This window comes from Streptomyces sp. NBC_00028, from assembly GCF_045041065.1.
Classification (GTDB): Bacteria; Actinomycetota; Actinomycetes; order Streptomycetales; family Streptomycetaceae; genus Streptomyces.
Window position 1 is genome coordinate 14,038 of the sequence record NZ_CP108293.1, and the last position, 20,297, is coordinate 34,334.

General features: G+C 67.9%; 18 protein-coding genes and 5 pseudogenes. 12 read left to right on the forward strand and 11 right to left on the reverse strand.

Features of this window, described 5'->3' with window-relative positions; genetic code table 11:
- Nucleotides 1-293 precede the first annotated feature (293 nt).
- Nucleotides 294-482, forward strand: a pseudogene (locus tag OG885_RS00075) (transposase); the annotation flags it as partial.
- A 95-nt stretch (nt 483-577) separates the two neighbouring features.
- Nucleotides 578-1,240, forward strand: a complete 663-nt coding sequence (locus tag OG885_RS00080) for an HAD family hydrolase (protein ID WP_405724213.1) — start codon at nt 578-580, stop codon at nt 1,238-1,240.
- A 146-nt stretch (nt 1,241-1,386) separates the two neighbouring features.
- Here the strand turns inward: OG885_RS00080 and OG885_RS00085 are convergent.
- From OG885_RS00085 to OG885_RS00095, 3 genes and pseudogenes are all read right to left on the reverse strand, one after another.
- Nucleotides 1,387-1,677, reverse strand: a pseudogene (locus tag OG885_RS00085) (transposase); the annotation flags it as partial.
- Between the two features lie 84 nt (nt 1,678-1,761).
- A pseudogene (locus tag OG885_RS00090) lies at nt 1,762-2,215 on the reverse strand (transposase); the annotation flags it as partial.
- Nucleotides 2,216-2,358: 143 nt separating this feature from the next.
- Complete coding sequence (locus OG885_RS00095) at nt 2,359-2,541, reverse strand: hypothetical protein (RefSeq protein ID WP_405724215.1); 183 nt, start codon at nt 2,539-2,541, stop codon at nt 2,359-2,361.
- A gap of 111 nt (nt 2,542-2,652) precedes the next feature.
- On the opposite strand from OG885_RS00095, the gene OG885_RS00100 reads away from it, so the two are divergent.
- Both OG885_RS00100 and OG885_RS00105 read left to right on the forward strand, forming a co-directional pair.
- Nucleotides 2,653-3,045 carry a hypothetical protein gene (locus tag OG885_RS00100; RefSeq protein ID WP_405724217.1) on the forward strand — a complete coding sequence of 131 codons (393 nt, stop codon included), beginning with the start codon at nt 2,653-2,655 and terminating at the stop codon, nt 3,043-3,045.
- Between the two features lie 495 nt (nt 3,046-3,540).
- A complete protein-coding gene (locus OG885_RS00105) occupies nt 3,541-3,888 on the forward strand; it encodes a hypothetical protein (protein ID WP_405724219.1) in 348 nt (115 codons plus the stop codon).
- 25 nt (nt 3,889-3,913) lie between these two features.
- On the opposite strand, the gene OG885_RS00110 is transcribed toward OG885_RS00105, so the two are convergent.
- Together OG885_RS00110 and OG885_RS00115 are read right to left on the reverse strand one after the other, a co-directional pair.
- Nucleotides 3,914-4,816 carry a DUF3626 domain-containing protein gene (locus OG885_RS00110; RefSeq protein ID WP_405742499.1) on the reverse strand — a complete coding sequence of 301 codons (903 nt, stop codon included), beginning with the start codon at nt 4,814-4,816 and terminating at the stop codon, nt 3,914-3,916.
- Complete coding sequence (locus tag OG885_RS00115; RefSeq protein WP_405742500.1) at nt 4,720-5,088, reverse strand: DUF6192 family protein; 369 nt, start codon at nt 5,086-5,088, stop codon at nt 4,720-4,722. The genes OG885_RS00110 and OG885_RS00115 overlap by 97 nt, the downstream gene beginning before the upstream one ends.
- Before the next feature lie 217 nt (nt 5,089-5,305).
- Here OG885_RS00115 and OG885_RS00120 point away from each other — a divergent pair, with 217 nt between their 5' ends.
- Complete coding sequence (locus tag OG885_RS00120; RefSeq protein WP_405742502.1) at nt 5,306-5,617, forward strand: DUF4262 domain-containing protein; 312 nt, start codon at nt 5,306-5,308, stop codon at nt 5,615-5,617.
- A gap of 44 nt (nt 5,618-5,661) precedes the next feature.
- On the opposite strand, the gene OG885_RS00125 is transcribed toward OG885_RS00120, so the two are convergent.
- Nucleotides 5,662-6,633, reverse strand: coding sequence for a transposase (locus tag OG885_RS00125; protein WP_405724221.1), 972 nt, complete (start codon nt 6,631-6,633; stop codon nt 5,662-5,664).
- A gap of 146 nt (nt 6,634-6,779) precedes the next feature.
- Here OG885_RS00125 and OG885_RS00130 point away from each other — a divergent pair, with 146 nt between their 5' ends.
- The gene (locus OG885_RS00130; protein WP_405724223.1) at nt 6,780-7,529 is read left to right on the forward strand and encodes a transposase family protein; all 750 of its coding nucleotides are present in this window, start codon (nt 6,780-6,782) and stop codon (nt 7,527-7,529) included.
- Nucleotides 7,530-8,330: 801 nt separating this feature from the next.
- Here the strand turns inward: OG885_RS00130 and OG885_RS00135 are convergent.
- Both OG885_RS00135 and OG885_RS00140 read right to left on the reverse strand, forming a co-directional pair.
- Nucleotides 8,331-8,822, reverse strand: coding sequence for a nucleotidyltransferase domain-containing protein (locus OG885_RS00135; RefSeq protein WP_405724225.1), 492 nt, complete (start codon nt 8,820-8,822; stop codon nt 8,331-8,333).
- A gap of 465 nt (nt 8,823-9,287) precedes the next feature.
- Nucleotides 9,288-10,403 (reverse strand): TerB family tellurite resistance protein, encoded by a 1,116-nt coding sequence (locus tag OG885_RS00140; protein ID WP_405724227.1) that lies wholly within the window; start codon nt 10,401-10,403, stop codon nt 9,288-9,290.
- 800 nt (nt 10,404-11,203) lie between these two features.
- On the opposite strand from OG885_RS00140, the gene OG885_RS00145 reads away from it, so the two are divergent.
- From OG885_RS00145 to OG885_RS00155, 3 genes and pseudogenes are all read left to right on the forward strand, one after another.
- Nucleotides 11,204-11,920, forward strand: coding sequence for a hypothetical protein (locus OG885_RS00145; RefSeq protein WP_405724229.1), 717 nt, complete (start codon nt 11,204-11,206; stop codon nt 11,918-11,920).
- 409 nt (nt 11,921-12,329) lie between these two features.
- A pseudogene (locus OG885_RS00150) lies at nt 12,330-13,144 on the forward strand (replication-relaxation family protein).
- Nucleotides 13,145-14,357: 1,213 nt separating this feature from the next.
- Complete coding sequence (locus OG885_RS00155; RefSeq protein ID WP_405724231.1) at nt 14,358-15,479, forward strand: membrane-associated oxidoreductase; 1,122 nt, start codon at nt 14,358-14,360, stop codon at nt 15,477-15,479.
- 271 nt (nt 15,480-15,750) lie between these two features.
- On the opposite strand, the gene OG885_RS00160 is transcribed toward OG885_RS00155, so the two are convergent.
- Nucleotides 15,751-15,912: a hypothetical protein gene (locus tag OG885_RS00160; RefSeq protein WP_405724233.1), complete on the reverse strand. Its 162-nt coding sequence runs from the start codon at nt 15,910-15,912 to the stop codon at nt 15,751-15,753.
- Between the two features lie 311 nt (nt 15,913-16,223).
- On the opposite strand from OG885_RS00160, the gene OG885_RS00165 reads away from it, so the two are divergent.
- From OG885_RS00165 to OG885_RS00175, 3 genes are all read left to right on the forward strand, one after another.
- A complete protein-coding gene (locus OG885_RS00165) occupies nt 16,224-17,402 on the forward strand; it encodes a cytochrome P450 (protein ID WP_405724235.1) in 1,179 nt (392 codons plus the stop codon).
- 238 nt (nt 17,403-17,640) lie between these two features.
- The gene (locus OG885_RS00170) at nt 17,641-17,919 is read left to right on the forward strand and encodes a GlsB/YeaQ/YmgE family stress response membrane protein (RefSeq protein ID WP_059193317.1); all 279 of its coding nucleotides are present in this window, start codon (nt 17,641-17,643) and stop codon (nt 17,917-17,919) included.
- Between the two features lie 905 nt (nt 17,920-18,824).
- Entirely contained in the window at nt 18,825-19,541 is a 717-nt protein-coding gene (locus tag OG885_RS00175; protein ID WP_059193318.1) for a hypothetical protein, read from the forward strand.
- Between the two features lie 108 nt (nt 19,542-19,649).
- Here the strand turns inward: OG885_RS00175 and OG885_RS00180 are convergent.
- Nucleotides 19,650-19,841, reverse strand: a pseudogene (locus OG885_RS00180) (DUF6087 family protein); the annotation flags it as partial.
- A gap of 28 nt (nt 19,842-19,869) precedes the next feature.
- Complete coding sequence (locus tag OG885_RS00185) at nt 19,870-20,064, reverse strand: hypothetical protein (RefSeq protein ID WP_405724237.1); 195 nt, start codon at nt 20,062-20,064, stop codon at nt 19,870-19,872.
- Nucleotides 20,065-20,297 lie beyond the last annotated feature (233 nt).

The window sequence follows — 20,297 nt, forward strand, 5'->3', positions numbered from 1 at the left end:
CGGGCTGCCGGACCGTTCGGTGAGGCGGCGCAGCTCGTCCAGGACGTCGTCGAGCTAGCGGGCGATGAGCTTGGATCTGTTCGGTGATGACGTAGCCGGCGGCTGCGCGATGACGGCCGGAATGACAGTCCAGCCTGCGAGGGGCAAGGGCCAGGCACACCACGGACGGGTGGACGGTGTCGTCGGCGGGTCAGGTGATGCCGGTCATGACCTCATAGGCCAGCGCCCAGCCGGTCACGAAGCCCCGGCATCGCCCCGCAGCCGGCGCCGACACATCTACGAGAGGCAGCCGACTGGGCCGGTCACGACGTCTCGGGTGTGGTCACCCGCTTCCGGCCCCCGGCCTGCGAGACCCCCAAGGGGGGCGCCCCGAAGCACATCCGCGGCGCGAGATCGTCGACGCGATCCGCTACGTCGTCGACACCGGCTGCAAGTGGAGCGCCCTACCCAGCGACTTTCCGCCCCGGCGGACCTGCTACGGCTTAGACCACCTTTAAAGGGCCTTTAAAGGGTGTCGGAAGTAGGAGGGGCGCCCTGACCGACCCGGCATTGCGCGAGGTAATGGCATCCTTGGCCGGTGTTCTCATCCGATCATGCGGGCGCCGTGTTCTTCGATGTCGACGGCACCCTCGTCCCAGGTACGAGTTCGTCGGTCTTTCTGGCTGGCTTCCTTGGCCATCGGGACGAGTTGGCCAAGGCCGAGGACGCCTACGCCTCCGGCGTCCTGGACAATCGGCAGGTCTCCGAGCTGGACGCCGCCGGCTGGGCGGGAGTTCCCGAAGACCAGGTCTCTGGCTGGCTCGACGGGCTTCCCTTGGTCTCGGGCATCACGCAGACGGTGGCCTGGTGTTGGCAGAACGGATTGGTGCCCGTACTGGCAACCCTCGCCTGGTCGCCAGTCGGCAGCTACCTCACTGACCGCTTCGGCTTCCACGCGTTCAGCGGACCACGGCTGGAGACCACCGACGGCCAGTTCACAGGCCGGGTCGCCCGTCACTTCGACGAGTACGACAAACGAGATTTCGCCCTCACGCAGGCACGGGAGTTGGGACTGGCTCCCCGCTCGTGCGGGGCAGTCGGAGACAGCCGCTCCGACCTGCCACTGTTCGCATCCGTCGGGTTGAGCGTGGCGTTCAACGCATCGGCCGGAGCGCGCGAAACAGCGACCTTCACGGTGGACGACAACGACCTGCAGGGCGTACTTCCCGTCTTGAGCCGCCTGGTCACAGCCACTCCTTGATGGCCGCGACCAGGACGGTCGCCTCGTAGCCAACCGCGATCTTGCCCTACCTCGTGGCCACGGCCCGGTGCCTTTTGAGGCGGTTTGATACCGCACTCGACCGCGGGCCGCTCACGGTAGTCGACCGCGTCGAACTCCGACGACCGGCCGCCACGGGAGTCGCGTTTCTTGCGGTTACGGGCCTGGTCAACCTTGTCCGGGACGGCGCAGAGGATGCCGCGTCGCCGCAGGTAGGCGCGGTACTTGCGAGAGGCGTACGCCTTGTCCACGCGGACCCGGCGCGGCCGGGTGCGGGGCCTGCCCTGCCCCAGGCGAGGAACCCGGATGCGACCCAGGACGACCTCGAACTGCGGCGGGTCACCCCGCTGCCCTGCGGTGATCACGATGGGCATGGGCTTTCGCCGCCGCTCGACGGCCAGGTGCAGCCTCGTGCTCAAGCCGCCGCGCGAACGGCCGAGACCGTGGCCGGCCCGCTCGGTCCTGACGCCGCAGGACGACTCCTCCTGGAGGCCCCCTCACCCAGACGTCCGACCCGATTCCAGGGCGGCGACGAACGAGTACGGCCAGCCGGGCACGAACTGGTCCAAGGACCGGCCACTGCGGCCATAGACGTGACAGAACAGGCGGTCAGCGCTGGCCGGGGCGCCCGGGCGGAGCCAGTGGCTGATATCGACCGCGAGGACCAGACGCCCGTCGGCGGCCTGCGGCATGGGCAAGCCGGCCAGCACCTGCCGCAGGCGGGGCACATCGACGTTCCCGCCGTTCAACGCGTCGTACATCGCGCCGTACCCGCGCCGATGCTCGGCCACCAGCGTCAGGTCCACCGCCCTCACCGGCCCGTCCGCACACAGCAGCGCGTCCACCAACTCGAACAGTTCGTCCCCGCGCCCCGGTCAGGCAGCCGAATAGATCGTCCCGGTACCGGGGCGCCACCACCAACCGCTCTCCCCCTACACCTTGATGCAGCAACCCCACCCCGCGGCCTTCGCCTGTCCTATGTCTCTGTGCCGGACTCAGCATCAGACGAAGCTCCCCTTACTCTCGGGCAGTTCCCGTTTTGACGATCAAGTTCGAAGGACCATGCGAGTGGCCGAGGCCGCGACCAGGGTGCAGTGGTGCTACTCGACCCGCCACCAGCCCTGTCCGATGTGCCAGTCCCCCACCCAATGCAGGAAATCGCCCCCAGACTGAGCGGACGGGAAGTCGGTGGTCAGCGAGTCGCTGACCACATGGGCGGCGATCACCCTCATGACCAGGCGGCTGACCCGCCGCACCGCCCGGCCCGCCGAACGCCGCGACATCAGCCCCCACTACCTCGCACAGGCGCATGACCGGACCGGCCATCCGCCGCCTCCCACACCCTTCGGGTGTCAACAAACGTGAACGTTCCCGACCTCTTGCACAATGCACTCATGCAGCCGCTACCGGTTCCCTGCCCCGCCCACCTCATCCCCAACGCCAGCGGCACCAAGGCCTTCCACCAGGCATACCGGCAGGCCATGGCGCACGGCGTCGTGTTCGTCGCCGTCGAATCCGACGGCCCCCGCTGGACCGTGAAGGCAGACACCCTCACCGCGGGCCCCGGACACCCCGCCGACAACACCGTCAACGACGCCATCCGAGCCGCGATCCTCCGCCTGATCCACACCCGCGAGGTCGGCGCGGACGCCTACACAGGACCGATCTACTTCATGATGCACAACGTCCCCAGCGAGGAACGAGCCCGCGAACTTGCCGCCGCACTCCACGCCGCCCTGCACGGCAACCTGGAACCGCTCAACCGCGCCGTCCCCCAGACCTCCTGACAAACGCCCGCCAGCCCTCACGAACAGTGCCGACTCAGCCGGCCGGCGACAGCCCGGCCCCCAGCGCCGCCACCACCACTACCGACAGGGCGACCATCACCGTCCGCACAGCCGTCCCACCCTGACCCGCCGACCGCTCGTCAGCGAACAGGTCCGCACCGGCACCACACCACGAACACCCCGGGCAGCACCACGCCGAGGAACCGCCCATCAGCCAGCAGGCCCCGAGCAGCGCGGCCGGGCCAACGCTCGCCTCCACTCTCATGACCTGGGCAAAGAATCCTGCCCCCGCAAGGAAACGTCCACCGTCCACATCCGTCCACGCCTCGACAACTACGCCCACATGACATGACCGGCTCAGGAACAGGCGCTGACGTGCATGCCCCCTCGACCAGGACCCCGATGACCTCGGCGAGGAGGTCGAAGGGCCCGCCGTCCGGTGTCAGGGGGCGGGGCAGGTATGTCACCCGGGTGCGCTGCAACGAGTTGGCCAGCATGCGCGCGTTCCAGGAAAACTTCCACACCCGCAAGCTGGAGCTCGGCGACTGCACACGGCCCTACGCAGCCCCGTGCCAGCATGAGCACTCGTGCCAGCGCTGCCCGATGCCACGGGTTTCCCCCAGGCAGCGGCCCCGGCTGGCCGAGATCATCCGCAACCTCGCCGAGTGCATCGCAGATGCGCGGACGAATGGCTGGCTCGGCGAAGTCCAAGGACTCCACGTCAGCCTCACCAGGGCCAAGGACAAGCACGATGCCCTCGACCGCGCTCTGGAACGCGGCAACAACACCAGACGGGGCGGTCCCACCGACCCCGGCATGCCCGTGATCACCAGGCCGCAGTGATGTCCCACGAAGGCCAACGCGGCGTTCACCGACTCCCCGCTTCCGGGAAGCAGCAGGTGGCGACCAGGCCCGAGGGTTCAATGCGCGCAAGGGGCGGCGCTCCGAAGCGCGCCAGGCAGTGCCAGACCTTCTTGAGGTCCTGCGGGTCGTAACGGCCGCAGGAGGCCGCCTCGCCGATCATGCGGGGATCGATGCTGCCGTTGGCCGCGAGCTCGGCGCCCAGGTCGACGTACTTCTGTCCGCGGTAGTCCGGGTGGCGCCGCAGATGCTCCACGGTCAGGTGGTAGCCAGGGTGCCATTCGACAGGACACGGAAGTCTGCGGGCATCGGCATCTACGGCTGTCCCGCGGTAGCTGGGGTCCAGGACAAGTGCCTCCACATCACGGTCGAGCCTGAGGGTCCCGTGGATCTGTGCCTCGATGTGACCGTCCAAGGCGTCCAGCGCGTCGGCCTCGGCCAGGTCGATCAGAGCAAACCGGGTCGCGACACCGAACGCCGAAGGTCCCGTCGAGCTGTCCGGGTAGCAGAACGTCGCACGCTCGAGGGTGTGGGCGGCGAGCCTGAAGTACGAGGAGCCAAACCGAGGCGCCCCGCCGATGGAGGCGTGCCGGTAATTCAGCGCGCCGTAGACCGGCCGCTCGTCAGCTGCGGCGCAGTCATAGGCACCACCGAAGATACGGCTCTCCCAGCGCCACCGGTCCCCACCCCGATACGCACTCAGACCGCCGTTGCTGGTGCCGGTCACGAACTGCGAGCGGTAGACGCCGTCTTCCGCCATCCTGAGAAGGACCGGACGCCCGCCCACCAAACGGTCGGGATGGAAGTTCATCGTCAACCGCAACCGCGAATCGAGCGGGCGCCCGACCGACAGGCCCGCCACATGCCGCAGAGCCTTCTCCTGCAGCCACCAGGAACCGTCACCACCCATCCGCGCAGTGTCCACGAACGCCCTCCGTCACGACACCCGGAATATCGCGACCCCACGCCACCAAGCCGCAGTCCGAATATCGTCGCCCATCGCCTGGACGCGACGTCCGGGCGGCGCAGCAGACCAGAGGTCACCTCCGCGGCAACGGACTCGTCTCGTGTCAGCTCCTCGACGACCTCCACCTTGCCTGCCGCTTCAACCTTCGCGACGACGGCGGGACAGCGCAGGGTGTCCGGGGCGATCGCGGCAGCGACGTCGTCCTCGCGGGACAGTTCCTTGACTGAGAGTCAGACCGAAAATCCTTTGACCCCAGTGAACGGCCGAAAGAATGACCGTTGTCTGATCGTAGGGAGCGATCCGGATACGTTCGCGCTGCGGTCACCGTGACCGTTCGCCGTACGCCTCCTTCCGGGCCCTGAAGGCCCTCGTCACCCACCGCCGCGAGCAGCAGGCGGCGTTCCGGCCACCGATATCTATGACATGCACCGCATGCTCAACAGGCTCGGAGCGAAGTCCGCCGCGGGCACTGTACTGGCGGGCGGCCAGAGCCATGCTGACATTGTCAACGGTCAGCAAGTTGCGCTCAGGCAGGTCGATCTCCGCTGGTACCGGACCTTCTTCGGGCGGGCCATCGGGTTCTGCCGGCGGCCTCCTTTCCCTGTGCTGCAAGTCGTGTGGCCCGACGCGAATGACCGCTTTCACTGGAAAGAACACTCTGAGGCGAGGCATCGGGACTCACAGCCTCAGTCGTGGCTACCCCCGAGTGAGCACCCTGTCGGGATCTGGACGACCGAACTCTGACCTCTCACGTGCCGACCAGCGACACACCAACACCGTCGCGAAAGCTACTGAAGCAAGATCATTTTGCGGAGGAGTTCGAATCCGGCTCGGCCGTAGAGCTGCCTCTTGATCTTCTTGATGCGGTTCACGGCACCCTCGATGCTGCCCGAGTTCCAGTCCACGGTGAGCCCGGCTGTCACAGCGTCGAAGTCTCGATGCAGGTGGAGTGCGAAGCCGGTGAGGCCGGGTAGCTGGCTGGCGTCGACTGCGTCGATCCAGGTGGGGAGTGTCGAGCCGAGGCGGTCGGTGAGTATCTCGCCGAAGCCGCGGACATGTCCGGCGACCTTGTCCAGTTCGGAGCAACGGGCCAGGACATCCTTCAGGCCAGCCCTGTCTTCCTCGGTCAGGACCGTGGGGTGCCGGGTGAGCCAGCCGGTCACCTGCCGCACCGACGGCGGCCGCGGTGCCGCGGTGGCCGGAGTCCTGCGGAGGGTGGCGATGTGGGCGCGGACCATCTGGTGGGTGACGGGGGCGCTGGCGGCAATGAGCTCGCCGTGCAGTCGGGTGACGCTGGTACATCCCTCGGCGAATCGCCGCTCCAGGTAGGGCTTGTAGGGGTCCAGCCTGCTGGATCGGGGCCGGTTCTTGCGGAAGGTGTCCTGCCAGCGTGCGGCATTCGCGTACCGGAGCACGGTGTTGAGACCCCAGCCCAGGTGCCGGGCAATCGCCCGGCGTGAGCGGCCTTGGGCGAGGAGCTCGTGAACCAGGGCGTGTGCTGCCTTCTTCCGTTCGGCCCGCCGGCCGACGGGCGCCGAGTCGTCCTGCGGCCGACCGAGGTCGGGAGGGGTCGTGCCTGGCAGCACGCTGGTCGGCGACGGGTTGCGCAGGCACTCGCGGTGGGCGGCGACGCAGGTCTCCACGGCCCGGCCGAGGCCCTGCCACAGATGGAACCGGTCGGCGACCTGCAGAGCGGCGGGGGCACCGCGGCGGGCACCGTCTGCGTACGCGCCGGCTCGGTCCCGGCAAATGATCTCCACGCCTGGGTGCTCTATCAGCCAGGCGGCCAGTGAGCTGTTTCAGAGTGGCCACCGATGGGGTGACGGCGTCGAGGTCGCAGCGCACGAGGCACCCGTGCCGTTGAGGGAGGTGTTCGAAGTCTCAACTCGTCAGCGCAGGTGCCTCGTTGATTCGCCATCCTGCCGTACTCGACCTCCCGCATGCGTTGGTCGAGTGGGTCACCATGCTCATCGTCACCCGCGAGGGTGACCGCCGCTGCAAGCTCCCTCCGCACCAGCGTGCCCTGGTCGCCCTGGTGTACTTGCGCAAGAACGAACCCCTGCCCCAGATCGCCGCCGCTTTCGGGATCTCTGTCGGTACCGCACACGCGTACACCACTGCGGTCATCGGCCTGATCGCCGTGCGCGCCCCGGGACTGCTGAAGGTCTTGCGTGAGACCGACCCGGAGTACGTCCTGCTAGACGGGACCCTGGCGGAGTGCGACCGGGTCGGCGACAGCCGGGCCGACTACTCCGCCAAGCACCGCCTGCACGGAGTGAACCTGCAGCTGGTCACCGACCCGGCCGGCGCACTGCTGTGGATCTCGCCCGCACTGCCGGGCCGCACACACGACCTGACCGCCGCCCGCACCCACCGGATCATCCGGATCTGTGAACGCCAAGGAGTCCCGATCCTGGCCGACTGTGCCTACATCGGCGCCAGACCGTGGGTGACCACGCCACGGCGACGCCCGCCCAGAGGCGAGCTGTCCCCGACGCAACGGACAGTCAACCGAGCGCTGTCCCAGGCCCGCGCAGCGGTCGAGCGCGGCCCGGCACGACTCAAACGATGGCGGATCTTCCGCAAGGCACGTTGCAGCCCGAATCGAATGACGTCAGTCGCGGCAGCCGTACTCACTCTGGAGCGGCAACGCTGAAAGAGCTCAGTGGCCCGGCTTCGCGGGTCGGGAGCACATCGACCACGCGATGGTCTTCGACGCTGGTCAAGACAGTGGAGTAGGTCTGGCCGCGACGGATCGCGAAGTCGTCCACGCCCAGCACATGCGGCGTGCTGAACCGTGGATCGGGCAATGTCATGACCCTGCGTAACAAGGTCATCCGTCCCGCGCCGAGCCCAGCTGGGCAGCCAGCCGGGCGCCAGCCCGCCTGGCCAGCGCGAGCCCCACTCGCTCCAGGGCGTGGTTGAGCCGCGTGGTGAACCGTGCGTGCGGGGCAGCCAGCCGAGAGAAAGGCTCGGCGAACGTCCGGCGCGGGCAGTCCGCCACTCCGCAGATGAAGCGCCGGACCGTCAACCGGATCACGAAGCCCAGTTCAGCGAGCGGAAGGTCTTTCAGCCTGCACTGATAGCAGTTCGTGGACTCGGTCCGAGAAGCGACCACAGTCCGGACATGCCGCCCCCACCGCGCGGCCTCTCGCCACCACCTCGACTGTGCCGAACGCGGCTGTGACCGCCTCGACATCCACATCGTCGATTCCGTCGAACACCAGCGAGTCGCAGAGCGCTGCATCGGTCTGCATGACCAGCGCCATCACCGGCCATAACCGGCTGCAGCAGCGGGCGGCGGGGACCTGAGGGAGCGTCAATTCCGATCGCTGAACGACAAGGCGTACGCGGTCTCACGCGAATCCGTCTCCTCGCAATCGAACACCGCGATAACTCTCCGCGACCGCTCCCAAGATCTGTGCCAGAACCGAGTTTTGACACCGGTCGGCGCGGGTCAAAAGTGCGTGGCGATCCCGAAGACGCGGCGAAGTTCTGCCATGTCGTGCCGGTCGCGTTCCGTTGGTTCGTATCCCTGATGGAAGTAGACCTGCTGCTCGGCGGACAAGCACGGGATGGGCGTCCCCTGGATGGTGCCCGTCACGAAGCAGGAGGAGGGGTAGGCGAAGGGACGTTGCGGTTCGGGCGACGCCTGCACTGCTGAGCCGTCCTCACTGAAGACCAGCGGATGAAGGTCGATCTCCAGGCCGTCCGGAGCCGTCACGACGAATCGGATGGGCCTCCAGTTCAGGCTCTCCACGAAACCTGCCGCGGAGAGAGCCCCCAGCACGGCGGCTTCCTGGTCTTGCCGGTGCATCAAGTCCAGGTCGCGATGGTCTCGGGTCTGCTCGCCGATCAGAGCGTCGATGCCCCATCCGCCACCGACCCAGACGTCGGCCTCCGCCCGCTTCAAGAGGGCCAGGACGAACAACACGTCATCAGCTGTCATCACCCGACGCAGGCTAGAAGTGTCAGCGGCGGGCAGCGAACGAATTCTCTCGGCGGGGGCAGGGCAGGCCCCATCCAAGGAGGCCCGCTGAGGTCGTCAGTCAGCGGCCTGCTCGGCGACTGCGTTCCCGTCATCCTCTGCGCACCTGTCTCGATTCTCAATAACTGGTCGCGTATCCGCCTCCATGGGATCGCTGCCCGTCCACATGGAGCGCATGCCTTCGCACCCGGGTGTCGTCGGCAAGGCTGCGCCTACACGGCGATAAGCCTCAACCAGAACGCCAAGAAGGGCGGCGAAGGCCCAGAGGTAGCCGGTGTGGTTGAGCCAATCAAGTTCAGTACCCACAGGGCCGTCGCGATGATTCCCGCCAGCAGAAGGTGAGCCGACATTCCTGCTTCGGAAGCCGGCCATCTGACCTGGGGTGCACCTCGCACGCTGTCAGTCACTTCGGACGACCGGTGGAGTTCAGCGTCGCCGGCAGCGGTCCCGCAGCTCGTCGACGACTGCCTTCTCGTGAGGGTTGAGGTCCCCGTCGGCGGCGGCGACCCGTTCGGCAGCCTCGACAACGTCATGGAGATCCCCAGGCTCGGCGTCGATACGGCGCCACACCTCGTCCGGATCGATGTTGACGACGTTGGCCAGTTCCTCGTCATCGATCTGATGCCGTTCCCGGGCAAGCCGCGTCAGCCGGTGGAAAAGCAGGCTCTCGGCCTCAGTGATCTTCCCGTCCGCGTTGATGACGAGCCACGCGACCCACAGCATCAGCCGCGGATGCCGCGTGCCCCGGATCAACGTGTCGGCGAGCTCGATCACCCCTGCCTCGTCACGAAACACGGACCTGGCATGGCGTCCCGCAGCCACGGTCGTGTAGCGGTTCACGAGGATGGTCAGGGGGATGCCCACACCGGGGATGCCGAACTTGATGATGTTGCGTTGCAGGAGGTGTTTCCCGACGATCGGAAGGCTTTTCGCAGCGGCAAGGACTGGACCGGAGTAGTACTTCTTGAGGACTTGCCGCACCAGGCCGGGCACAAACTTCATACTGCCGCGGGCCACTTCTCCGGCCTTGATGCCGAACGCCACCCGGACAAGCTTCATCATGTCTTCGGGATCGTCCACGTCCAGAGGAATCCGATAGATCACCGCGATGTCGTGGGCCAAGCGCATCTGCAACTGGGTGATGAACGTCAGGTCAACCATGAAGGTGACGAGACCGGCCGGAACAGTGGCAGCGCTGGCGCCGCCCAACGACCCGACCGTCGCGGCGACCGTTCCGGTGTAGAGGCTGGAGGTGAGCCCGCCTTCAATCATGGCGTTCTTTGCCGCCAGCTTGATCTGCCTCTCGACGATACCGTCCGCGGGCACACCCTTGTACTTCTGCTGGAAGTACTCCCAGGTGGCCTTCTCGGTGTACGTCCGCAACGCCTGGGCGCAGAGTTTCGTGAACCATCCACCCGACTTGATGTCGTCCGCACTCAGCCCCTCGACGAACTCCCGCAGCCGCTCCCGTTCCTGTTCCACAGCAACGCGGTCAGCATCGTCGTCGCCAGCATTGACGGAGCCGGGCAGCACTTCGGTCACAGCGGGGTCCCCTCCCATCAGCGATCTGCAAGGCTGCCAGATACAGGCAACCAACCACCGCCCGAACGCCATATCGAGATCCAGAGACGCCCAGCAAACGCCCAGCGATCCACTGGCCTTCCCCCCACAGCAGGGCACCCCGCCACACCCGGCGCCGCATGCGCACACACTCGTCGCAGACACGTACGGCCCACCGGCATTCATCACGCCGGGCCTCGACAGAATGCGACCTCATCAACACCGAGCACGGTCAGCATCTGCGGGAGGCCCATGGCTCCTAAATCAGCCGCAGGAGCATCGGCCCGCTCACCGGCACGGCCACGTGCCCGCCGTGCGTCAACGCGACCTTGTACGGCAGACGTTCAAGCATCACCGAACGACGGCCGTGGCTGAACACCAGTCGGTCAGCCTGCCCGGCGAAGGTCCTCTTGCTGCAGGCAGGGTCGCCGCAGAAGAACCCGCGGACCTGAAGGTCGATCGCCGCTCCTGCCCTGCGACCACAAAATCTTCGAATCCTCGGCTGTACCGGCTGCGCGCAAAGCAGCAACCAAGTGATCGTGCTGCTGGCCCCGGCCGCATGTGAGATGACGCCGGCCGCCAAGGCGTACACCGAGACGGCCGAGGCCGCCGCACGCCACCGCATCTACCTGATCCCCGAGAGGTAGGCCCACGAGCCGCGAGTACGGCCGCCGGGGACAACCCCTGGGGCGCGGGCTGGACCCCCACCCGAAACTTCTGCCATAATTTGCTTTACGTGCCGGGGTGACCGGCGCACCGCTGACGGGAGGGTCGGTTCTGCCATGACCGCGCAACCAGAGCCTCGCCTGGCCGACGCCACCGAGATCGCGGCCGAACACGACCTGACACCCGCACGCATCACCAGCCTCTACACCCAGCACACCACGAACGCGGCCGGCGAGGCGTTTCCCGAGCCCGTCGGCAAGCGCGGCCGCGCCCGCCTGTGGGACCACGCCGCAGTCACCGAGTGGTTCGCCCACCGTCCGCCCACCCGGCTCGCCGAGCACAAGCCGCTGGCGCTCGACCCGCAGACGCTGCTGAACGCCGCGGACGCCTCCAGGTACCTCGGCTACAAGAACCCCAGCCAGGTCACCACCTTCGTACGCGACCACCCCGGCTACTTCCCGGAACCCGACGAGGTCGAAGAACTGGGCACCGCCGACAACCCCTACCGCCGCCAACTGTGGAAAGTGGCGACCCTCCAGACATGGATGGCCACCCGCCCCGGCCGCGGACGACGCGCCGGAACCAAGCAACGCCCGCCCCTGCCCAAGGTCTCCGCAGACGGCGACCCGGACGAGCTGCTCGGAGCAAGCCAGGCCGCGGCCCTGCTGGGCTTCGCAAGCGTCGGCTCCTTCTCCAGCAGCCTCTCCCAAGGCAACCTTCCCCTGCTGAAGACCACAGACGGGGTCGCCGAGAACGCCGGACGCCAAAACGGACGCCGCCGCTGGACACGCAGACGCATCCTCGAACAGGCAGCCCAACGGTCCAGGAAGTAGATACCTGGTGGTGAGTGGATATCCGCTCACCACCCCCGTGAAGGCGACCCCCGGTGTGGGGAGTTGATCCCTTGCGGGCCAGGCGCCGCACAATGGCCGACACGGCACGGCTTCACCACCACACCCAGCAGCAGACAATGCTGCGGACCGGCCATCTTCTTCATCCGTCCGGATGGCACGGTCAACTCGCAGTTGGTGGGCCCGACCATGCCCCGACCACACCCCTGACCACGAGACCGTTGCTGAGCCGTGACCTTGGTCAGGGTCCCGTGGTCGGGGTCATGGTCAGGGGCAGGGGGTTGTCTGCTGCTATGACCCGTTCCCCTTCAGGTGCTCCGGGCCCCGAACCGGCCCCAGCCCTGCTGAACCCCTGCGCCTGCAGGTCCTGACCGCACTCGCCCTGTACCGCATGGCCACCACCGGCCAACTGCGGCAGATGCTGCGCCCCCACAGCCCCCGCCAACTCATCTCCCGCGTCCTCAACTGCGCACCGCCGAACTGGTCGACCTCACCCCGCTACAGCAAGCAGACCGATCACGCACCCACGCCTGGTACCTCACCCCCGACGGGGCACGCCTCACCCGCGACCTCCCCCTCCTGCGAGGACGGCCCCCCCCCTACCCCATCACCTCCACCACCGCCGCCTCCCTCAAGACACCGCACACCTTGTGCGTCGTCCGCGCCCACCTGCCCTCCGCCACCGACGCCCGCCGACTCGGACACGAACACGGCCCCTGGGACTGGCCCCCCGAAGTCGCCCACCCCATCGGCGAAGGCGAACGCCTCGTCGCCGACGCCGTCCTCCACTACACCGCCACCGAAGGCCAACACCGGCGCAAGCTCCACGCGTTCGTCGAAGTCGACCGCACCACCATGAGCAGCGAACGCCTGGCCGTGAAACTGATCGACTACGCCAGGCTCTTCCAGTACGAAACCCAGCCCGTCGGCCGCCGCCGAACCGCCACCACCGGCCCGGCATGGCTGCGCTGGTACCCCGTCTTCCCCCGCGTCCTGTTCATCCTCACCGGCGCCACCCGAGGAAGGCTGGCAGACCGCATCAGCGATCTGCAGGCAATGACCGCCCAACACCCGCTCGTCGCCGGCCTCGCCCGGGAGGTACCACTCGGTGCCACCATCCTGGAGGACATCGAAAGGCACGGCCCGTCCGCACCGGTATGGGTACCGCTCGCCGGAGCCGATCCGCGCCCGTGGACCAGCTTGTGATCAGATCGACCGGATCTGAGTTCCGAACAGCCTGAGGCCTACGCGTTCCGGCCAGCAGTGCCAGTTCTCCGGCACCCATAGGGCTGAAGACCTATCCGCCTCGCGGAACTGGCCGTCCGAGCGCCCTGGCCGCAACCGTCCCGCGGACCTGCAGGGCTCTGGAACTGGGGGGCTCTCACGGCCCTCTGGCCTGAGCATCCTTTTGACCGAATCGCCCAGTCCAAGCCTCGACTGGCCATCGTTCGCTGAACAGAGTGGCCAGCGGTGATCCACGTGACTCAAGACCGCGGTAGTTGGCCACATGAAGCGCAGTGCACTTGGCGCGCCATCGATGAGATCGGGATGAGGCGAACAGGCTCCTCCATACGGAGCCCGGATACTTCTTCCCCCGTGTGGGCAGCAACGTGGTGCTCGATTGGCGTCACTGCAAAGAGGGGGACTCGGGTGGCGGACGATGACGACCCGCCGACGGGGTGGGGTGAGGGCGAGTGCCGGATGTGGGAGGCCTACCGGCGCGGTGAGTGGTGCGAGGGTGTGCCGGAGGTACGGGGAGAGGCCGTGCGCCAGCTGCTGTTGACCGCGCCGCCCCCGCGCTCGGGCCACCTCGCCCGGATCCGGCTGCGGGACGTGTGGATACGCGGGGAGCTGGACCTGTCCGAGGCGGCCGTACGCGGGGCCGTTCGGCTGCGGCGGTGCCGCTTAGATGAGGCGCCGCGCCTGGACGGCGCACAGTTGGAGGCGCTCGAACTCGACGAGTGCCAGCTCCCCGGGCTGCGAGCCCACAGCGCCCAAACCGCCCGGGAGTTCAAGGTCACCGGCTGCACGGTGAACGGCACCCTGGACCTGCGCTCGCTGTCCGTCGGCACCCATCTCTTCCTCGACGGCGCCAAGGTCCGCCCCGGCCCCGGGGAGGCCGCCATCGACGCCCGGTCCGTCGCCGTGGACGAATCCCTGTCGGCGACCGGTCTAGACTGCGCAGGCACCTTCTACCTGACGAATGCCCGCGTGCAGGACCTGCTCATACTCCGGGGAGCGACGATCAGCACCCCCAACGGAAATCTCCAGATGTCCGAACTCACCGTCGGCGGCGGCCTGTACATGGGACGCGGCTTCTCCTGCTCCGGAACGGTCAACCTCTGTGGAGCCTCGATCGGGGCGTCGCTGGAGCTCCTCGACGCCACCCTAACCGGCCCGGGCCTGGACGCGGGCGACTATGCCCTCCACCTCGGCTGCGCCCAGGTCGGAGGCGACATCCAGGCCGAGCGGGGTCGTCGTCGACGGACCGATCACCCTCGCGGACACCTCGATCCGCGGCAGCGTCGTCCTCAAGGGCGCCCGTCTGAACCACTCTTCTGGTACGGCACTGACGGCGGCCCGCGCGCACATCGGCGGCGACCTCGACTGCCGTGACGGCCTCTCCGCACACGGCACCGTCGACCTGTGCGACGCCCGGATCGGCGGCTCGCTTCTGCTGGACGGGGCCGAACTGACGGCACCCGGGGGCGACTTGGACGCCCTGAGCGCCAACGGAATCGACGTGGGCGGGGTGGCACACTTCGGTCGCGGCCTCACCGCTCACGGCAGGGTCGGCATCAGTAATGCCACCGTCCGCAGTTACGTGTCTTTCCACGGGGCGATCCTGGACGCGGCCGGAGCAGAGGAAGCCCTCGCCTGCCACGGCACGACCGCGGCCCAACTGTCCCTGCAGTTCGCGGAGTCGCCCAAGGGACATGTTGCACTCAGCCGAACCAAAGTGATGCTGATCCGGGACATCCCTGCCAACTGGCCCACGTCCCTCAGACTGGACGGCACTGTGTACGACATGCTGCGTCCCACCCTGCCCGCCACGGAACGCCTCCCCTGGCTGATGCGAGACCCGGAGGGCTTCAAGCCCCAGCCCTACGAGCAACTGGCCGATGTCTACCGACGCCACGGCCGGGACGCCGACGCCCGGACCGTCCTGGTCGCCAAACAGCGCAACCTGCGGCCGACCCTCGCGTTCCCCGCCCGGCTGTGGAGCCTGCTGCAGGACGCAGCGGTCGGCTACGGATACCGCCCGCTGCGGGCGGTATGGCTGCTGGTGTGCCTTCTGGCTGTCGGCTCCGCACTCTTCGGGACGTGGCACCCCGAACCCGTGGGCGGCGGCCCGTACCCCCGCTTCCAGCCGGTCATCTACACCCTCGATCTCCTGCTGCCGCTGGTCGACCTCGGCCAGGAACGGGCATACGAGCCGTCCGGGGCCATGCAGTGGGCGGGGATCGTCCTCATCGGCACCGGCTGGCTGCTGGCCACCACCATCGCGGCCGGCGCAGGCCGAGTCCTACGGAGAACCTGATTCGATGGTCACCACACTCGGCACGGCACGGTCGACGTATCAGGCTCACGACGCCGAACTCCACCTGATTCCTCCCTGACGGACACATCGGACTGCGCACCAGGCCCAGGACACAGCCGCCGTCACCGCGTATCTGGCCGCCGTGACGGCAAGCACGGCTCCCTGGTCTCCCGGGCCTGGTGCCGACTGGTCGAGGACATCCTGCAGACCGTCCTGCGGCACCGCGCGCTCGGCTGGGCATCATCACGTGTACGCCGGCAAGCGGTGAGGCTCACACCTGACGGAAGAGTGGGGCCAGCAGGTCATCGCCCGGCCAGACCTCCTGCTCCGCGACAAGGCACGTGAGGAATAGGTCGGCCTCGGCCATGACGGCGGCCCGCTCCTGCGGGCCGTAGGTGAGGGCTTGTCCGGAGCGGGCATCGAAGACGCGCACGTGACTGTCAGGGCCGGCACACACGAGGGGCCCTCCCGATCTCGGGCCCAGGCCATATTCGGCACTGGAACGGAGCAAGGAGCCACGGCGGTCGAAGCGGTGGCTGGGAAGGCCGTGCCGCCGCCTCGAAGACCGGCCGGTTCGCCAACGATGTCGTCCTGCCGTCGGCGAAGGCCGTCTCCTACACGGACCTCTGCGCGGACACGGAGCGGCTCCTGCTCCTTCTGGCAACCGACCAACCAACTCCTGCGGGCCCTGTGTTGGGCGTGTCGCGGATGGCGACCAGCTTGAGCGGGCTGCAGCCTGAAAGCATGACCGACCTGAGCCAAGATCCCCGCTTCCTCCAGGACCCCTACCCCACCTACGCGGCCATGCGGTCCAGTTGCCCCGTGCAGCCCCTGGCCACCGGGTCCGGTGGGCACCCCAGCTACGTGGTCACCGGCTACGCGGAAGCCCGGGAAGCCCTCGGCGACGCTCGGCTCTCGAAGGACACGGCCGCGTTCTTCGCGGGCAAGGAGTCACGGCGTCGGCTGCACCCGGCGGTGGCACACACCATGCTGGCCACCGATCCACCCCAGCACACCCGGCTGCGCAAGCTGGTGACCAAGGCATTCACGAACGGAGCCGTCGCGCAGCTGCGCCCGTTCATCGCCCGCGTCACCGACGAGTTGCTGGATCAGTGGCCCGTCGGTGAACGGTTCGACTTCGTGGCCGGCCTGGCGGTGCCGCTGCCGGTCATCGTGATCTGCGAACTGCTCGGCGTGCCTGCAGGCGACCGACGCGACGTCCGGCGCTGGTCCGGAGAGCTGTTCGCGGCAGGCCACCCCGACGCCATCGACTCGGCCTCGCATTCCCTGGCCGATTACATGACGACCCTCATCGCCGCCAAGCGCCTGAACCCCGGCAACTGCCTCCTCGACGGACTCATCTCGGCTCGCGACGGAGACGACCGTCTCAGCGAAGAGGAACTGGTCTCCCTGGCGGTACTGCTGCTCGTGGCCGGGCACGAGACCACCACCAACTTCCTCGGCACCGCCACCCTCGCGCTGCTCCAGCACCCCGCCGAGCTGGATCGCCTCCGCAAGAATCCGGACGATATCCCAGCCGTACTCGACGAGTTGCTTCGATTCGACTCCCCCGTCAGTACCGCCACCTTCCGGTACACCACCGAAGCCATCACGCTCGGCGGCACCCACATCCCGGCCGACACCCCGGTCCTGATCGCCCTCGGAGCCGCCAACCGCGACCCGGCCCGCTTCCCGTCACCGGACCTGCTCGACCTAGACCGGAACGCCACCGCCCACCTCAGCTTCGGCCACGGCATCCACCGCTGCGTCGGCGCTCCCCTGGCCAAGGCCGAGGCGGAGATCGCCCTGCAAGCGATACTGAGCCGGTTTCCCGGAATCCGGCTCGCTGGACCAGCCGACCGGCTGGAGTGGCGCCACACGCGCCTCGTCCGCGGGCTCATATCGCTTCCCGTCCTGGTGTAACCGTCCAGCACAGCGCGAACGCCTACCTGCACGTTCACGCCGTGCCAGCGGTGCTTATGGGAAAAGTCGGCGCGTCCGTCGCCGACCCGGTCGGGGAACCGTCGCCCGCTCTCGGTTCCGCTCCTCTGAGGTCAGGAGCTGGCGCGGCCGGGTCTGAGAGAAGACGTTTGTTCGGGCGCGATTGGTGCACACGATGAGCTGACACAGCCTTTATCTGACTAAACGGAGAGGCAGCACCATGGGCATCATCGCGTGGATCTTCATCGGCCTGCTCGCCGGCGCCATCGCCAAGCTCCTGATGCCGGGCAAGGACCCCGGCGGCATCATCATCACCATGCTCATCGGGATCGCCGGCGGTCTGCTCGGCGGCTGGCTCGGCAAGGTCGCCTTCGGCGTCGACTCCATCGACGGGTTCTTCGACCTCTCCACCTGGATCGCCGCGATCGCCGGCTCCGTCATCCTGCTCGCCCTCTACCGCCTCGTCACCGGCAGCCGGCACTCGCACCGCCACGCATGACCCACTGAAGGCATAACGCCTCCGGACACCCCTGAGACGGCTCCCTTCCCTGTTCACACGGCGGGAGCCGTCAGCCTGTACGGGTTGACCACCGGTGGCGGCCCACCCACTGGTTCCCGGCGGCCAGGGCCCCCGCTTCCTGTCGCTGTCCGCGCCGTCGCATGCGCAGCTCGGCGGCTTGATCGTGCTTACCGTGGGCAGGCGAGCGGCGCGCCGTGCATCCCGGCTAACTCGTGTCGCGGGGTGGCCGAACTCGCCTACAACGCCACCTCACGCGGACAGCCCATAGCCCAGAGCAACAGGCTGCTTGGCGGCATAGTCGGAGAACGTGTGAACGCCGAGGCTCCTGATTAAGAATGGGCATATTGGGCGGGATGCCCTGATCGGCGTCCTCCATCATGGGAGAGCATGACCAACCATCCGTCGGGCCTTGAGCCCGGTGACAGCGACGACGATCGCCCCCAGGCCGGGTAGAACGGGGCGGACCAGCCCGTACCCCGTCACAAGTTCACGCTCATCAACGTCCCCGCCGTGCAGGCAGCCGTCGACGTGTCAATGGCCCCCCTACGCGCGGCGATCGCCGATTCCACCCGCCTCAACGCTGGGTGGTCGGACGTCATCTCCAAGCAACTCGCGTCCCAGGCGAATCGCGCCAGGCCCCCAAACGCGACTGCCCCGAATGCCTCAGCCCGCCCAGGCACTGTGCTGCGCCTCCTGCACCGTCTCCCCTACCCGCCGTACCCGCTCAGGCCGGGGAGACGACCCGGCGCGTCGGGTGACCCGACCTCCATCGCAGGAAGGGCAGCATTCGGGGTAGGTGCTGGAGATGCCCGGTGGCCTGCGCCAATGAAGGATGCAGGACTTCGTGGCGCTGTCCGTGGCGGCGACCGGAAGGATGAGTCGATATGGCACGTTCGCGTGCGGAAGCGAGCATCAGGCATCCACGGCACGAACGCAGGGGCGAAGCTCGGCTGCCTGCGGTCGTCGCGACGCTCGCCGCGATCGCCCTCTACTTGTTCCTGCCGCAACGGCTGCTGATCGCTCCGCGCTACGTCCTGCCCGCCCTGGAGTGCCTGCTGCTCATTCCGCTGATCGCGATCAACCCGAAGCGTCTGACCCGGCAGACCAAGGCGTTCCGGGTGCTGTCTCTCACGCTCGTGGCGGTCATTGCCGTCAGCAATCTCGTGGCGTTGGGCATCCTGGTCCACGAGCTGGTGTACGCCGGAGTGAAGGACGGCCGGTCCCTGCTGATCGCGGCGCTACAGGTGTGGCTCACCAACATCATCGTCTTCGGCCTGGCCTACTGGGAGCTGGACCGCGGCGGCCCGGTCAGCCGCACCCAAGTGCCCCGCTCGGCACTGCCCCTGGCGGATTTCCGTTTCTCGCAGGACGAGAACGACGACGCCATCCAAGAAGTGGCCGACGGCGCCAGCGGCACCTCGGACTGGGTCCCCACTCTCGTGGACTACCTCTATGTGTCGGTCACCAACTCCACGGCGTTCAGCCCGACCGACACGATGCCGCTGTCGACCCGCGCAAAGCTCCTGATGAGCATCCAGAGCGTCTCCGCCCTGCTCACCTCGCTCCTCGTGATCGCCCGAGCTGTGAGCATCCTGCACTGACGGCCGGCCACACCAGCGACCGCCCACCGTAAGCAGTGAGAACTGGTGCAGGCAGCCCTGGGGCTGAACGTCCTGCCCGCTCTCGGGGGCAAGCCCGCAAACATGTCCGAGGAACTCCCTGGCCGCATCCGCGTTCGCGGCGACGCCCACCGTCACCCAAGCGTGTCCGTCCCACTCCAACAGCGCGCGTGGCGCGTCGGGGACGACATGGGAGGCGCGGGCTCCGTCGGTTAGGGGGCAGCTCTGCGGGTGCCGGTCGCGTCGGGCTGCCCACTTGTGAAGGGGCTCCTCTTCCGCCATCGTCCGCGCCTCCTGGCCCTCGTTGTCGTCAGACCCTAGACCAGGCCACCGTCTGCCCTTCAGGGGTGACGATGATCTCGAACTGATCCAGGCCCGGGGCGCCGTCGACGCGCCATCGGGTGACAGTCTCCTCGACGTGGTCCCACAGGCGAGTGGGTCCGCCCTGGCGGACGGTCCAGGTCTCGCCGTCCTGAACGGCGGCGGCCCAGGCGCGGGCGTCCACGTCGATCAGGAGGTGTTCGGTTCGGCCGTCCTGGTTCAGGGTGAGTCGTTGCGTGCGGGGGGGCGGCGAGTTGGGCGACGAAGCGCGTACCTCCAGTCGTCCAGAGCGTCCGCAGCGACCAGGGTGGTGCGTTCCTCACCGTCATCGATGTCGGGCAGGAGGGTGAGCGGGGGCGGGAGCTGAGGGCGAGCGATCATGAATGGGACTTGACACCCCACGCCATGGGATGTCCG